This is a genomic window from Streptomyces showdoensis (assembly GCF_039535475.1).
Taxonomy (GTDB): Bacteria; Actinomycetota; Actinomycetes; order Streptomycetales; family Streptomycetaceae; genus Streptomyces; species Streptomyces showdoensis.
Genome location: NZ_BAAAXG010000026.1, coordinates 4,079,751 through 4,095,520 on the forward strand (window position 1 = coordinate 4,079,751; position 15,770 = coordinate 4,095,520).

The 15,770-nt window shown below is 71.4% G+C and carries 9 protein-coding genes; 3 read left to right on the forward strand and 6 right to left on the reverse strand.

Annotated features, from left to right (window positions below; all coding sequences use genetic code 11):
• The first annotated feature begins 21 nt into the window (after positions 1-21).
• A complete protein-coding gene (gene mshC / locus ABD981_RS31730; protein WP_046912130.1) occupies positions 22-1,251 on the forward strand; it encodes a cysteine--1-D-myo-inosityl 2-amino-2-deoxy-alpha-D-glucopyranoside ligase in 1,230 nt (409 codons plus the stop codon).
• 114 nt (positions 1,252-1,365) lie between these two features.
• Complete coding sequence (locus ABD981_RS31735) at positions 1,366-4,449, forward strand: NPCBM/NEW2 domain-containing protein (RefSeq protein WP_046912129.1); 3,084 nt, start codon at positions 1,366-1,368, stop codon at positions 4,447-4,449.
• A 57-nt stretch (positions 4,450-4,506) separates the two neighbouring features.
• On the opposite strand, the gene ABD981_RS31740 is transcribed toward ABD981_RS31735, so the two are convergent.
• From ABD981_RS31740 to ABD981_RS31765, 6 genes are all read right to left on the reverse strand, one after another.
• On the reverse strand, positions 4,507-5,604 hold the full coding sequence (locus tag ABD981_RS31740; protein WP_123955224.1) for a PAC2 family protein: 1,098 nt from the start codon (positions 5,602-5,604) through the stop codon (positions 4,507-4,509).
• Positions 5,605-5,747: 143 nt separating this feature from the next.
• Positions 5,748-6,809 (reverse strand): LLM class flavin-dependent oxidoreductase, encoded by a 1,062-nt coding sequence (locus ABD981_RS31745; RefSeq protein ID WP_046912128.1) that lies wholly within the window; start codon positions 6,807-6,809, stop codon positions 5,748-5,750.
• Positions 6,810-6,949: 140 nt separating this feature from the next.
• The gene (locus ABD981_RS31750) at positions 6,950-8,554 is read right to left on the reverse strand and encodes a glycerol-3-phosphate dehydrogenase/oxidase (RefSeq protein ID WP_046912127.1); all 1,605 of its coding nucleotides are present in this window, start codon (positions 8,552-8,554) and stop codon (positions 6,950-6,952) included.
• Positions 8,555-8,570: 16 nt separating this feature from the next.
• Entirely contained in the window at positions 8,571-10,121 is a 1,551-nt protein-coding gene (gene glpK, locus ABD981_RS31755) for a glycerol kinase GlpK (protein WP_046912138.1), read from the reverse strand.
• Between the two features lie 35 nt (positions 10,122-10,156).
• Positions 10,157-10,942, reverse strand: a complete 786-nt coding sequence (locus ABD981_RS31760; protein ID WP_046912126.1) for an MIP/aquaporin family protein — start codon at positions 10,940-10,942, stop codon at positions 10,157-10,159.
• A gap of 276 nt (positions 10,943-11,218) precedes the next feature.
• Positions 11,219-11,983, reverse strand: coding sequence for an IclR family transcriptional regulator (locus ABD981_RS31765; protein ID WP_046912125.1), 765 nt, complete (start codon positions 11,981-11,983; stop codon positions 11,219-11,221).
• Positions 11,984-12,225: 242 nt separating this feature from the next.
• Here ABD981_RS31765 and metH point away from each other — a divergent pair, with 242 nt between their 5' ends.
• Complete coding sequence (metH, locus tag ABD981_RS31770; protein WP_345530444.1) at positions 12,226-15,744, forward strand: methionine synthase; 3,519 nt, start codon at positions 12,226-12,228, stop codon at positions 15,742-15,744.
• The last annotated feature ends 26 nt before the right edge of the window (positions 15,745-15,770 follow it).

Consider the following 15,770-nt stretch of genomic DNA (forward strand, 5'->3'; position numbering starts at 1 on the left):
CTGTCCGGTTACGCTCAGGACATGCATGCCTGGCCCGCTTCTGAGGTCCCCGCCCTGCCCGGCAAGGGCCGCGACCTCCGGATTCACGACACCGCGACCGGCGGACGAGTCACCCTCGCTCCCGGCCCCGTCGCCCGCATCTACGTCTGCGGCATCACGCCGTACGACGCGACCCACATGGGTCACGCGGCGACCTACAACGCGTTCGACCTCGTTCAGCGCGTGTGGCTCGACACCAAGCGGCAGGTTCATTACGTCCAGAACGTGACCGACGTGGACGACCCGCTCCTGGAGCGCGCGATCCGCGACGGCATCGACTGGGTCGGGCTCGCCGAGCGCGAGACCGCCCTGTTCCGCGAGGACATGACCGCGCTGCGCATGCTGCCCCCGCGGGACTACATCGGCGCGGTCGAGGCCATACCCGGCATCGTCCCGCTGGTCGAGCGCCTGCGGGACTCCGGCGCCGCCTACGAGCTCGACGGCGACATCTACTTCTCCGTCGAGGCCGACCCGCACTTCGGCCAGGTCTCGAACTACGACTCCGAGCTGATGCGCCACCTGTCCGCCGAGCGCGGCGGCGACCCGGACCGCCCGGGCAAGAAGAACCCCCTCGACCCGATGCTGTGGATGGCCGCCCGCGACGGCGAGCCGAGCTGGGACGGCGGCAGCCTCGGCGCCGGCCGCCCCGGCTGGCACATCGAGTGCGTCGCCATCGCCCTGGACCACCTCGGCATGGGCTTCGACGTGCAGGGCGGCGGCTCGGACCTGATCTTCCCGCACCACGAGATGGGCGCCTCGCACGCCCAGTCCCTCACGGGCGAGTTCCCCATGGCCAAGGCGTACGTGCACGCCGGCATGGTCGGCCTGGACGGCGAGAAGATGTCGAAGTCCAAGGGCAACCTGGTCTTCGTCTCCACCCTGCGCAAGGAGGGCGTCGACCCGGCCGCCATCCGTCTCGCGCTCCTCTCGCACCACTACCGGGCGGACTGGGAGTGGACCGACCAGGTCCTCCAGGACGCCGTCGACCGCCTCGGCCGCTGGCGCGCGGCCGTCTCGCGCCCCGACGGCCCGTCCGCCGACGCGCTCGTCGAGGAGCTCCGCGAGGCGCTCTCCGACGACCTGGACGCCCCGGCCGCCCTCGCCGCGGTGGACCGCTGGGCCGCGCTCCAGGAGTCCGAGGGCGGCACCGACGAGTCCGCCCCCGGACTCGTCTCCCGCGCCGTCGACGCGCTCCTGGGCGTCGCCCTGTAGCGAGCTCCCCGGCGTAACTCCTTTTCACGCGACCGCCCTTGGACTTCACGACAAGTCCGGGGGCGGTTCCGTTTTGCCCTGTCGCGATGCTCGAATCTGCGCTAAACAGGCCCCATGCAATCATCAATGCGCATGAGAGCTGCAGTCGCCGGTGCACTGCTCGGCCTGCTCGCCGTCTTCGCCGGACCCGGCGGGAGTGCGGCAGCCGTGCCCACAGGCAGCACCGGCCCCACCGATTCCCCCGAGACCACCGTCGGGAATCTCACCGGATTCACCGCCGACGGACCCGTCTACCGGCTGACCGCCGGCGCCGCGCAGGCCCGGGTCAGCTTCGTCTCCGACGAGACCTTCCGCATCGAGCTGGCGCCCGACGGCACGTTCGCCGACCCCACCGGCCGGGACATCGTCCTGCCGCAGGGCCCGCCGCCCGCCACCCGCTGGTCCGACCGCGGGGACCGCTACGAGCTCAGCACCGCGCGGGTGACCCTGCGCGCCTACAAGTCACCGCTCCGCTTCGCCGCCGTCCGGGCCGACGGCACCCCCCTGTGGTCCGAGACCCGGGGCCTCTCCTGGAACCAGGACCGCACCACCCAGTCCCTCGCCCGCGGCGCCGACGAGCAGTTCTACGGCGCCGGCATGCAGAACGGCCGCGGCAACACCTCGCACCGCGGCAAGACCGTCGAGGTCGGCGTCGACTACAACTGGAACGACGGCGGCCACCCCAACTCCGTCCCCTTCTACCTCTCCTCCGCCGGATACGGCGTCTACCGCAACACCTACGCCCCCAACACGTACGTCTTCGGGGAGCCCGTCACCACCACCGCCCGGGAACAGCGCTTCGACGCCTACTACTTCGCCGGCAGCGGCCGGGACGCCCTCAAGGACGTCATCGGGCAGTACACCCGGCTGACCGGGAAGCCGTTCATGCCGCCGGTGTACGGCCTGGAGATCGGCGACGCCGACTGCTACCTCCACAACGCCAACCGCGGCGAACGGCGCACCCTCGACGCCCTCGGGGTCGCCGACGGCTACGTCGAGAACGACATGCCGAACGGCTGGATGCTCGTCAACGACGGCTACGGCTGCGGCTACGAGAACCTCGCCGAGGCCGCCCAGGGCCTCCAGAAGCGCGGCATGCAGCTCGGCCTGTGGACCGAGGACGGCATCGACAAGCTGGGCGAGCAGGTCAAGGCCGGACAGCGGGTCGCCAAGCTGGACGTGGCCTGGGTCGGCGAGGGCTACAAGTTCGCCCTCGACGGCTGCAAGGGCGCCTACGCCGGCATCGAGGCCAACAGCGACGCCCGCGGCTTCACCTGGGCCCCCGAGAGCTGGTCCGGCGCCCAGCGCTGCGGCGTCCAGTGGTCCGGCGACCAGTCCGGCAGCTGGGAGTACATCCGCTGGCAGATCCCCACCTACGCCGGCGCCTCCATGTCCGGCCTCGCCTACACCACCGGCGACGTCGACGGCATCTTCGGCGGCAGCGCCAAGACGTACACCCGTGACCTGCAGTGGAAGATGTTCCTTCCGGTCACCATGACCATGGACGGCTGGGCCGCCCAGGACAAGCAGCCCTTCCGGTACGGCGAGCCCTACACCTCGATCAACCGGGCCTCCCTCAAGCTGCACGAGGCCCTGCTGCCCTACATCTACTCGCACGCCCACCAGGCCACCCGGACCGGCGTCGGCCTCGCCCGGCCGCTGGCCCTCGAGTACCCCGACGACCCGGTGGCCGCCACCGACGCCGCGAAGTACGAGTTCCTCAGCGGCCAGGACTTCCTGGTCGCCCCGGTGTACAAGGACGCCGTCGAGCGCGACGGCATCTACCTCCCCAAGGGCACCTGGATCGACTACTGGAACGGGCGCGTCTACGAAGGCCCCCTGACCCTCGACGACTACAGCGCCCCGCTCGACACCCTGCCGCTGTTCGTCCGCGCCGGGGCGACCGTCCCGATGTGGCCGGGCGGCATCCGCTCGTACACCCAGCGCACCCCCGGCTCGGCGCTCGCCTGGGACGTCTACCCGCAGGGCAGGTCGTCCTTCACCCTGTACGAGGACGACGGCGTGACCCGCGAGCACCGCGGCGGCCGCTACGCCACCCAGCGCGCCGACGTCCAGGCACCCCGCCGCGGCGCCGGCGACGTGACCGTGCGCATCGGCGCGAGCAAGGGCGCCTACACGGGCAAGGCCGCCGCCCGCCCGTACGCCTTCACCGTCCACACCGGCGACGCGCCCACCGGCGTCGCCCTGGGCGGCAAGCCGCTGAAGGGCTTCACCTCCAAGGCCGCCTTCGAGGCCGCCGGCCAGGGCTGGTGGTACGACCGGGACGACCGCGGCGGCGTGGTGCGGATCAAGACCGCCGCCCAGCGTACCGACCGCGGCTTCACCCTCGTCCTGCGCGGCACCAGCGCCGTCGGCGGAGCCGTCCCCGGCGCCGCCGCCGCCCTCGCCGCCCCGGCGGCGCAGGAGCTGGGCGCGGGCGTGCCCGGCACCGTCGCCGTCGACGTCACCGCCGGGACCAGGGACGCCACCGACGTCTCCGTCGGCCTCACCGTCCCGGCCGGCTGGCAGGTGGCCCCGACCGAGCGGATCGCCCGCGTCCCGGCCGGCACCACCCGGCGCGTCGAGCTCTCGGTGACCCCCGCCCAGGACGCCGTACCGGGCGAGGCCACGCTCACCGCGACCGTCCGCCACCGGGCCGCCGGGGCGGACCGCACCGCGCAACAGCGCTTCGCCGTCGGGGTCATGCCACCGCCGCCGACCGCCCCCGCCTGGGCGAGCGACCTGGTCTGGCTGAAGTCCGGCAACGGCTGGGGCCCGCCGGAGCGGGACCGCTCCAACGGCGAGTCCGGCGCCGCCGACGGCAAGGTGCTCACGCTGGCCGGCAAGACCTACGCGAAGGGCATCGGGGCCCACGCCGACTCCGACATCGAGCTCTACCTCGGCGGGCGCTGCACCGCGTTCACCGCCGAGGTCGGCATCGACGACGAGATCAACGGCTACGGGGAGGTCGCCTTCTCCGTCGAGGCCGACGGCAAGGTGCTGTGGACCTCGCCCAAGGTGACGGGCGCCTCGGCGACCGTGCCGGTCTCCGTCGACCTGACCGGTGCGCGCCACGTGCACCTGAAGGTCACGGACACCAACGGGTCCAAGAGCGGCGACCACGGCGACTGGGCGGGCGCTCGGTTCGACTGCGCCTGACGGCACCCGCAGAAGCCGACGGGAGGGGCGGACGCGCCGCCCCTCCCGTCACACCGCTCAGTTCCCGGGCTCTCCCGGCTCTCCCGAGTCTCCCGGAGCCTCGGAGTCCCCCGGGGCTCCGCCGTCGCCGGTGCCGCCTGCGCCGTCGGGGTCGCTTCCGTCGTCCCCCGCCGCGGGCGGCTCGGCGCCCGGCACCGCCTCCGGCCCCGGCTGCTGCGGCTTCGGCGGGCGGGTCCGGTCGCTGGAGCCCTCCCTCAGGTACGAGGTGTCGCCGCCCTCCGTCGCGACCCCCGGGCCCTGGCCCGGTCCGGAACCCGGCTCGCGGCGGCGCAGGTAGCGCTCGAACTCGCGGGCGATGGCCTCGCCGGAGGCCTCCGGCAGCTCGGCCGTGTCCCGCGCCTCCTCCAGGGTCTGGACGTACTCCGCGACCTCGCTGTCCTCGGCGGCCAGCTGGTCCACGCCCACCTGCCAGGCCCGCGCGTCCTCGGGCAGCTCGCCCAGCGGGATGCGCAGGTCGATCAGGTCCTCCAGCCGGTTCAGCAGCGCCAGCGTCGCCTTCGGGTTCGGCGGCTGCGACACGTAGTGCGGCACCGCCGCCCACAGGCTCACCGCCGGGACCCCGGCGTGCGTGCACGCCTCCTGGAGGATGCCCACGATGCCCGTCGGGCCCTCGTAGCGGGTCTCCTCCAGGTCCATCGTGCGCGCCAGATCCGGGTCGGAGGTCACTCCGCTGACCGGCACCGGACGGGTGTGCGGGGTGTCGCCGAGCAGCGCGCCCAGGATCACCACCATCTCCACGCCCAGCTCGTGGGCGAAGCCCAGGATCTCGTTGCAGAACGAACGCCAGCGCATCGACGGCTCGATGCCGCGCACCAGGACCAGGTCCCGGGGCTTGTCGCCGCCGATCCGCACCACGGAGAGCCGGGTCGTGGGCCAGGTGATCTTCCGGACGCCGCCGTCCAGCCACACCGTGGGCCGGTTGACCTGGAAGTCGTAGTAGTCCTCGGCGTCCAGCGCCGCGAACACCTCGCCCTTCCACTCCCGGTCCAGATGGGCGACCGCCGCGGAGGCGGCGTCACCGGCGTCGTTCCACCCCTCGAACGCGGCCACCATGACCGGGTCGATCAGCTCGGGAACCCCCTCGAGCTCGATCACCCAGCGCCTCCTTCGTCGAAGTTCCTGTCGTACGGACCAACCTTACGGCTTTCCGGCGGCCCGCCCGCAGCCCTCGGACCCGCCCGAAAGCCGTCCCGGCCTTGATCGACTACCCAGGAACTCCCGTCGGCACGCGTGCCGGCTCACTCCTCCCAGAGCGTGCTCGGCGCCTCCTTCCGCACCACCGGCGCGATCTCCTCCGCGAACCGCTCCAGGGTCTCGATCTGCTCGGCCGTGGACTGCCCGAAGGCGTCCACGGTGACCGACTGCAGGTCGTGCCGGTACACCTCGTGGTAGCCGAGGAGCTTGTCGATGATCTGCTGCGGCGAGCCGATCAGCTGCGGGCCCCCCGCGATGGCGTCCTCGATCGTGCGGAAGGGGGTGTTGTAGCCCGTCTTCCCCTCCAGGTGGGGCCGGAAGTTCTGCCGCGTCCGCGCCTCGTACAGCTCCTTGTAGCGGCTGACGGCCTGCTCGTGGCTGTCGGCGATCAGCAGCCCGCCGGAGCCCGCCGCCACCCGCGCGTCCTTCGGGTCGTGCCCGTACTCCTCGAACCTCTCGCGGTAGTGGGCGATCAGCTTCGCGTACGCCTCGCGCGGCTGGATGGCGTTGGCGGTGAACAGCGGGTCGCCGTGCTTCGCCGCGAGCTCGGGGGAGTTGAGGCTGGTGGCCGAGCCGTGCCAGATCCGCGGCGGCCCGGCGTACGGGCGGGGGACGGTGGTCACGTTCTTCAGCGGGGGACGGAACTCGCCCTCCCAGTCCACGCCCTCCTCCGTCCAGAGCCGGCGCAGCAGCTCGTACCTCTCCTTCTGCAGGTCCCACTGCCGCTCCTCGTCCAGCCCGAAGAGGTCGAAGTGGCCGGCCTCCGCGCCCTTGCCGACGACCAGCTCGATCCGGCCCCGGGAGAGCAGGTCGAGCGTGGCGTAGTCCTCGGCGACCCGCACCGGGTCGAGGATCGCGACGACGGTGACGCCGGTCAGGAGCCGGATGCGGGAGGTGCGCGCCGCCAGCGCGCCCAGCACCACGGAGGGGCTGGAGGACAGGAAGGGGCCGGCGTGCCGTTCGCCGACCGCGTACGCGTCGAAGCCGAGCCTTTCGGCGGCCTCGCCGACCGCCAGGACCTGCTCCAGCCGGTCCGCGGCGTGGTCGAGTTCGCCGGTGAGGGGGTGCGGGGCATGGCCGATGAGGGAGAGCACCTGAAACTTCATGGTTCAACTCTGCGCGCCCAGTGTTGCGGCGGTGTGGCGGCCGCATGGCGGGCCCCGGGGCGCGTGCGGGGGCACGCGTAAGGGGCGGTCTCCCGGGAGACCGCCCCTTACCGCTCGCTACGACATCCGTTCGCCGAGGACTACTTGCGCAGCATGTCCTCGACCTTGCCGCGGACCTCGTCCGTGGCGAGGCCGCGGATGGTCAGCGTGGTGCGGCGGCGCAGCACGTCGTCCGCGGTCTCGGCCCACTCGTGGTCGCGGGCGTAGGCGACCTGGGCCCAGATCTCCGGTGCGTCGGGGTGGACGCGCTCGGCGAGCTCGGGGTTCTCGTTCGCCATGCGGGCGATGTCGAAGGCGAGCGAGCCGTAGTGCGTCGCCAGGTGCTTGGCGGTGTCCGCGGACATCCGCGGGCCGGGCGCCGGGCCGTCCACGAGCAGCCGGTGGGCGACCGCGTTCGGGTTGGCTATGCCGGGCAGCGGGAGCCGCTTCGGCAGCGTCGACACCGGCTCGTAGTCGTCGCCGAGCGGGTGGCCCGGGAGGGCCTCCAGCTTCTTCATGATGGTGCGGCCGATGTGGCGGAAGGTGGTCCACTTGCCGCCGGCCACCGACAGCATGCCGCCGCGGCCCTCGGTGACGACGGTCTCGCGCTTGGCCTTGGAGGTGTCGCCGGGACCGCCGGGCAGCACCCGCAGACCGGCGAAGGCGTAGGTGATCAGCGAGCGGTCGAGCTGCTGGTCGCGGATGGAGAAGGCGGCCTCGTCCAGGATCTGGGCGGTGTCCTTCTCGTTGACCGCGACCTCGCCCGGGTCGCCCTCGTACTCCTCGTCGGTGGTGCCGAGCAGGAGCATGTCCTCCCAGGGGAGGGCGAAGGTGATGCGGTACTTGTCGATCGGGGTGGCCAGCGCGGCCTTCCACGGGGCGGTGCGCTTGAGGACCAGGTGCGCACCCTTGGAGAGGCGGATGGAGGGGGCCGCGTTCGGGTCCTCCATCTTGCGCAGGTGGTCCACCCACGGGCCGGTGGCGTTGAGCACCAGACGGGCGCTGACGCCGAACTCCTCGCCGTCGAGCCGGTCCTTCAGCTCGGCGCCGGTGACCCGGCCCTTGGTGAAGCGCAGCCCGGTGACCTCGGCGTGGTTGAGGACGACCGCGCCGGCGTCGACCGCGGCGCGGACCGTCATCAGGGCCATGCGGGAGTCGTTCATCTGGTCGTCGCCGTAGACGGCGACGGCCTTGAGGTTGTCCGTGCGCAGCTCCGGCACGTCCTGGGCGGCCTTGGCGGGGCTCAGCAGGTGGCCGACGCCGTCGCCGAAGGCGGACAGGGCGCTGTAGGCGAAGACGCCGGCGCCGAGCTTGGCCGCGCCGTGCGGGCCGCCCTTGTAGACGGGCAGGTAGAAGGTGAGCGGGTTGGACAGGTGGGGGGCCACCTGGCGGGAGACCGCCCGCCGCTCGAAGTGGTTCTCCGCGACCAGCTTCACCGCGCCGGTCTGCAGGTAGCGCAGACCGCCGTGGAGCAGCTTGGAGGAGGCGGAGGAGGTGGCGCCGGCGAAGTCGCCGGCGTCCACCAGGGCCACCCGCAGCCCGGACTGCGCGGCGTGCCAGGCGGTGGAGATGCCCAGGATGCCGCCGCCGATCACCAGGAGGTCGTACGTCGCCTTGGACAGCTGCTCTCTGGTCTCGGCGCGGGTCGGAAGGGAACCGGCGGCCGGGTGCATCCCCAGGGAGGGGAGGCTCTGCAGGGTGGTCATCGCGAATTACTCCTCGTCAGTTCTCTTCTGCTTCGAGCCAGCCCATGGAGCGCTCGACGGCCTTGAGCCAGTTCTTGTACTCGCTGTCGCGCTTGTCGGCGTCCATGCGAGGGGTCCACTCGGCGGCCCGGCGCCAGTTGGCGCGCAGCGCGTCGGTGTCCGGCCAGAAGCCGACGGCCAGACCGGCGGCGTAGGCCGCGCCGAGGCAGGTGGTCTCGGCGACCATCGGGCGCACGACGGGGGCGTCCAGGAAGTCGGAGAGGGTCTGCATCAGCAGGTTGTTGGAGGTCATGCCGCCGTCGACCTTGAGGGCGGCCAGCTCGACGCCGGAGTCCTTGGTCATGGCGTCGGTGATCTCGCGGGTCTGCCAGGCGGTGGCCTCCAGGACGGCGCGGGCGATGTGCGCCTTGGTGACGTACCGGGTGAGGCCGGCGATCACACCGCGGGCGTCGGAGCGCCAGTACGGGGCGAACAGGCCGGAGAAGGCCGGGACGAAGTAGGCGCCGCCGTTGTCCTCGACGGAGGAGGCCAGGGTCTCGATCTCCGCGGCGGACTTGATGAGGCCCATCTGGTCGCGCATCCACTGCACCAGGGAGCCGGTGACGGCGATCGAGCCCTCCAGCGCGTAGACCGGCTTCTGGTCGCCGATCTGGTAGCCGACCGTGGTCAGCAGGCCGCTGTAGGAGTTGATGATCTTGTCGCCGGTGTTCATCAGCATGAACGTGCCGGTGCCGTACGTGGACTTGGCCTCGCCCTCGGCGAAACAGGTCTGGCCGAACAGGGCGGCCTGCTGGTCGCCGAGCGCGGAGGCGACCGGGACGCCGTCGAGGACGCCGCCCTTGACCGTGCCGTACACCTCGGCGGAGGAGCGGATCTCCGGGAGCACGGTGGCGGGGATGTCGATCGAGGCGAGGATGCGCTCGTCCCAGGCCATCTCGTGGAGGTTCATCAGGAGGGTGCGCGAGGCGTTGGTGACGTCGGTGACGTGCACGCCGCCCTCGACACCGCCGGTCAGGTTCCAGATGACCCAGGAGTCCATGGTGCCGAAGAGGATCTCGCCGCGCTCGGCGCGCTCGCGCAGGCCCTCGACGTTGTCGAGCAGCCAGCGGACCTTGGGGCCGGAGAAGTACGAGGCGAGCGGCAGGCCGGTCTCGCGGCGGAAGCGGTCCTGGCCGACGTTGCGGCCGAGCTCCTTGCACAGGGCGTCGGTGCGGGTGTCCTGCCAGACGAGCGCGTTGTGCACGGGCTCACCGGTGTTCTTGTCCCACATCAGCGTGGTCTCGCGCTGGTTGGTGATGCCGATCGCCTTGACGTCGGCGGAGGTGATGCCCGCCTTGGCGATGGCGCCGGCGACGACCTCCTGGACGTTGGCCCAGATCTCGGTGGCGTCGTGCTCGACCCAGCCCGGCTTCGGGAAGATCTGCTCGTGCTCCTTCTGGTCGACGGAGACGATCCGGCCGTCCTTGTCGAAGACGATGCAGCGCGAGGAGGTGGTGCCCTGGTCGATCGCGGCGATGAACGGGCCGTGCCCGTGGGAGGAGGTGCCGGAGGTGTGTGCGTCGGTCACGGTGTACTCCAAGGGAGGTCTGGAAGAAGGACGGCTCAGGCGAACGCGATGTTGTAGATACCCGCGGCGATGGCTCCACCGATCAGCGGACCGGCGACGGGGATCCAGGCGTAGCTCCAGTCGGAGCCGCCCTTGTTCGGGAGCGGGAGCAGGGCGTGCACGATGCGCGGGCCGAGGTCACGGGCCGGGTTGATCGCGTAGCCGGTCGGGCCGCCGAGCGAGAGGCCGATGGAGACGACGACGAAGGCGGTGATCAGGGCGCCGATGACGCCGAGGCCCTTGCCGCTGTCGTTGAGGCCCTGGGTGAGCACGGCGAGGACCAGCACGACGGTGCCGATGATCTCGGTGGCCAGGTTCTGCCAGGTGTTACGGATCTCCGGGCCGGTCGAGAAGATGCCGAGCACCGGGCCGGCGTCCGGGGCGGCCTTCTGGTCGACCATCGCCTCCTCGTGGGGCGTGGAGATGAGCTCCGGGTCGGTCAGGTGCGCGCGGAACTGGCCGTAGTAGGCCACCCAGACCAGCGCCGCACCGATCATCGCGCCCAGCAGCTGGCCGGCGATGTAGACCGGCACGTTGCTCCAGTCCCCGTCCTTGATCGCGATACCGACCGTCACCGCGGGGTTCAGATGCGCCCCGGAGAGGGAAGCGGTCATGTACACGGCCGTCATGACGGCGAAGCCCCACCCGAAGGTGATCGCGAGCCAGCCCGCGCCGCGGGCCTTGGAGCTCTTGAGCGTGACGGCGGCGCAGACACCGCCGCCGAGCAGAATGAGTACGGCGGTACCGATGGTCTCGCCGATGAAGATGTCGGAGCTGGACACCCGCGACTCCTTTGTCCTTCGTCCAGGGGAAGGCGAACCCCGGGTCCCTCCGGTGGTCCGCGCCCTCGTGGTGAGGGCGTTGCCGGCCCTTGGCACTGTCACACCTTAGCGCGTATTGCCGGTAGCTGTTCGACAATGCCGACCGATGAACGGAAGTTTTGCGCCACGGTTAACAGCGCGTCAAGGGTTGCGGGCGCGAAAAACCCGCCGATAACGCGATCGTTACCGACGGGTTCAGTCGTGTTCGGACGCAGGCGGCCGCCCGTTGCCGTGGGGTCAGAAGCGGCCCGCCCCGAGGTCCCGGGAGACCGCCCGCGCGCAGTCCCGCACCGCGGCGACCAGCTCGGAGCGCAGCTCGCCCTCGGCGCACACCCGCTCCACGGCGCCCGTGATGGCCACCGCGCCCACCGGCATCCGCCGCCGGTCGTGGATCGGCGCCGCCACCGAGGCCACGCCCTCCCAGGTCTCCTCCACGTCCGCCGCCCAGCCGCGCGCCCGGGTCAGGTCCAGCAGCGACTCGAAGTCCTCCAGACCGGTGACCGTCCGGGGCGTGAAGGGCTCCCGGGCGACCTCGACCGCCTCGCTGTGCGCCACCGGGTCGTACGCCGACAGCACCTTGCCCAGGGCCGTGGAGTGCAGCGGCTGCATGGCCCCGACCTCCAGCACCTGGCGGCTGTCGTCGGGCCGGAAGACGTGGTGGACGATGAGCACGCCCTGCTGGTGCAGCACGCCCAGGTGGACGCTCTCGCCACTGGACCGGGCCAGGTCGTCCGTCCAGACGAGGGCCCGCGCGCGCAGCTCGTGCACGTCCAGGTAGCTGTTGCCGAGGCGCAGCAGCTCCGCGCCCAGCTGGTAGCGGCCCGAGGCCGGGTCCTGCTCCACGAAGCCCTCGGCCTGGAGGGTGCGCAGGATGCCGTGCGCCGTCCCCTTGGCCAGCCCGAGGGAGGAGGCGATGTCGGACAGGCCGAGCCGGCGCTCGCCGCCCGCGAGCAGTCGCAGCATCGCCGCCGCCCGTTCAAGCGACTGGATGTTCTTCGCCATCGCCCGGCCCTTCTCCTCACATGCTGTTCGACAATGCTGAACACTATCGGTCGATGCCGACCTCGTGTCACATAAGACAGTGTCGTGCACGACCGGCCGGACGGGGAGTCCCCGCACAAAGGATGCAGTCCACCTTGTGGAACCCGATGTCCACCCCGGCACCCGCGCGGTTAGTCTGACCCCGTGCGCTCTCCACCGGGAGCGCAAAGCCGACAGCCGTCGCATCCCAGGGAGCTTCATCCATGGCCTCGTCGCCGACCTCCTCCGCCGCCCCCGCGACCGCCGCCCAGCGGGCCGACGCCCTCCGTGAGGCCTTCGCCTCCCGGGTCGTCGTCTCCGACGGCGCGATGGGCACCATGCTCCAGGCCCAGGACCCCTCCCTCGAGGACTTCCAGCAGCTCGAGGGCTGTAACGAGATCCTCAACATCTCCCGCCCGGACATCGTCCGCTCGGTCCACGACGCCTATCTGGCCGTCGGCACCGACTGCGTCGGCACCAACACCTTCAACTGCAACTTCTCCGCGCTCGGCGAGTACGACATCGCCCACCGGATCCTGGAGCTCTCCGAGGCCGGCGCCCGGATCGCCCGCGAGGCCGCCGACGAGTTCACCCGTACGACGGGACAGCAGCGCTGGGTGCTCGGCTCCATGGGCCCCGGCACCAAGCTGCCCACCCTGGGCCACGTCGACTACGCCACCATCCGCGACGCCTACCAGCAGAACGCCGAGGGCCTCCTCGCCGGCGGCGCCGACGCCCTGCTCGTCGAGACCACCCAGGACCTCCTGCAGACCAAGGCCGCGATCATCGCCGCCCACCGCGCCATGGAGACCGCCGGCTACCGGGTCCCGCTGATCACCTCGGTCACCGTCGAGACCACCGGCACCATGCTGCTCGGCTCCGAGATCGGCGCCGCGCTCACCGCGCTGGAGCCGCTCGGCATCGACATGATCGGCATGAACTGCGCCACCGGCCCCGCCGAGATGAGCGAGCACCTGCGCTACCTCGCCCGGCACTCCGGCATCGCGCTCTCCTGCATGCCCAACGCCGGTCTCCCCGTCCTGACCAAGGACGGCGCCTACTACCCGCTGTCGCCCGCCGAGCTGGCCGACGCCCACGAGACCTTCGTCGGCGAGTACGGCCTCAACCTGGTCGGCGGCTGCTGCGGCACCACCCCCGAGCACCTGCGCCAGGTCGTCGAGCGGGTCCGCGGCCTCACCCCGCCGGTCCGCGAGCCGCGCCCCGAGCCGGGCGCCGCCTCGCTCTACCAGACCGTCCCGTTCCGCCAGGACACCTCGTACATGGCGATCGGCGAGCGCACCAACGCCAACGGCTCCAAGAAGTTCCGCGAGGCCATGCTGGACGGCCGCTGGGACGACTGCGTCGAGATGGCCCGCGACCAGATCCGCGAGGGCGCGCACATGCTCGACCTCTGCGTCGACTACGTGGGCCGCGACGGCGTCGCCGACATGGAGGAGCTGGCCGGCCGCTTCGCCACGGCCTCCACGCTGCCGATCGTCCTGGACTCCACCGAGGTCGAGGTCATCCGGGCCGGCCTGGAGAAGCTGGGCGGCCGCGCCGTCATCAACTCGGTCAACTACGAGGACGGCGACGGGCCCGAGTCCCGCTTCGCCAAGGTCACCCGACTGGCCCAGGAGCACGGCGCCGCGCTGATCGCGCTCACCATCGACGAGGAGGGCCAGGCCCGCACCGTCGAGAACAAGGTCGCCATCGCCGAGCGGCTGATCGACGACCTCACCGGCAACTGGGGCATCCTCGAGTCCGACATCCTCATCGACACCCTGACCTTCACCATCTGCACGGGTCAGGAGGAGTCCCGCAAGGACGGCATCGCCACCATCGAGGCGATCCGCGAGCTGAAGCGGCGGCATCCGGACGTCCAGACGACCCTGGGCCTGTCCAACATCTCCTTCGGCCTCAACCCGGCCGCCCGCATCCTGCTGAACTCGGTCTTCCTCGACGAGTGCGTCAAGGCCGGCCTGGACTCGGCCATCGTCCACGCGTCGAAGATCCTCCCGATCGCCCGCTTCAACGAGGAGCAGGTCACCACCGCCCTCGACCTGATCTACGACCGGCGCGCCGAGGGCTACGACCCGCTGCAGAAGCTGATGGCGCTCTTCGAGGGCGCCACCACCAAGTCCCTCAAGGCCGGCAAGGCCGAGGAGCTGCTGGCGCTGCCGCTGGAGGAGCGGCTGAAGCGGCGGATCATCGACGGCGAGAAGAACGGCCTGGAGGCCGACCTGGACGCGGCGCTCGTGGACCGCCCGGCCCTGGAGATCGTCAACGACATCCTCCTGGACGGCATGAAGACGGTCGGCGAGCTCTTCGGCTCAGGCCAGATGCAGCTGCCGTTCGTGCTCCAGTCCGCCGAGGTCATGAAGAACGCGGTGGCCTACCTGGAGCCGCACATGGAGAAGTCGGACGCCGAGGGCAAGGGCACCATCGTCCTCGCCACGGTCCGCGGGGACGTCCACGACATCGGCAAGAACCTCGTCGACATCATCCTCTCCAACAACGGCTACAACGTCGTCAACATCGGCATCAAGCAGCCCGTCTCCGCGATCCTGGAGGCCGCCGAGGAGCACCGCGCCGACGTCATCGGCATGTCGGGCCTCCTGGTCAAGTCCACGGTGATCATGAAGGAGAACCTGGAGGAGCTGAACCAGCGCGAGCTGGCGGCCAAGTACCCGGTGATCCTCGGCGGAGCCGCCCTCACCCGGGCGTACGTCGAACAGGACCTGCACGAGGTCTACCAGGGCGAGGTCCGCTACGCCCGCGACGCCTTCGAGGGCCTGCGCCTGATGGACGCCCTGATCGCGGTGAAGCGCGGTGTGCCGGGCGCCACCCTGCCCGAGCTCAAGCAGCGCCGGGTCGCCAAGGGCGCCGCCACCCTCCAGGTCGACGAGCCGGAGCCGGGCGGCCGCTCGGACGTCTCCGTCGACAACCCGGTGCCGACCCCGCCGTTCTGGGGCACCCGGGTCGTCAAGGGCATCCAGCTCAAGGAGTACGCGAGCTGGCTCGACGAGGGCGCGCTCTTCAAGGGCCAGTGGGGCCTGAAGCAGAACCGCACCGGTGACGGCCCGACGTACGAGGAGCTGGTGGAGAGCGAGGGCCGTCCGCGCCTGCGCGGCTGGCTGGAGCGCCTGCACACGGAGAACCTGCTGGAGGCGGCCGTCGTCCACGGCTACTTCCCCTGCGTCTCCAAGGGCGACGACCTGATCATCCTCGACGACGACGGCAACGAGCGCACCCGCTTCACCTTCCCGCGCCAGCGCCGCGGCCGCCGCCTGTGCCTGGCGGACTTCTTCCGCCCGGAGGAGTCCGGCGAGACCGATGTCGTCGGCCTCCAGGTCGTCACCGTCGGCTCGAAGATCGGCGAGGCCACGGCCAAGCTCTTCGCGTCCGACTCCTACCGCGACTACCTGGAGCTGCACGGCCTCTCCGTGCAGCTGGCCGAGGCGCTGGCCGAGTACTGGCACGCCCGGGTCCGCGCCGAGCTCGGCTTCGGCGGGGAGGACCCGGCGGACGTCGAGGACATGTTCGCCCTCAAGTACCGCGGTGCGCGCTTCTCGCTGGGCTACGGCGCCTGCCCCGACCTGGAGGACCGGGCGAAGATCGCCGAGCTCCTGGAGCCCGAGCGGATCGGCGTGCACCTCTCCGAGGAGTTCCAGCTCCACCCGGAGCAGTCCACGGACGCGATCGTCCTCCATCACCCCGAGGCGAAGTACTTCAACGCTCGGTAGCCGGTACGGGGGTAAATCCCTGCGCC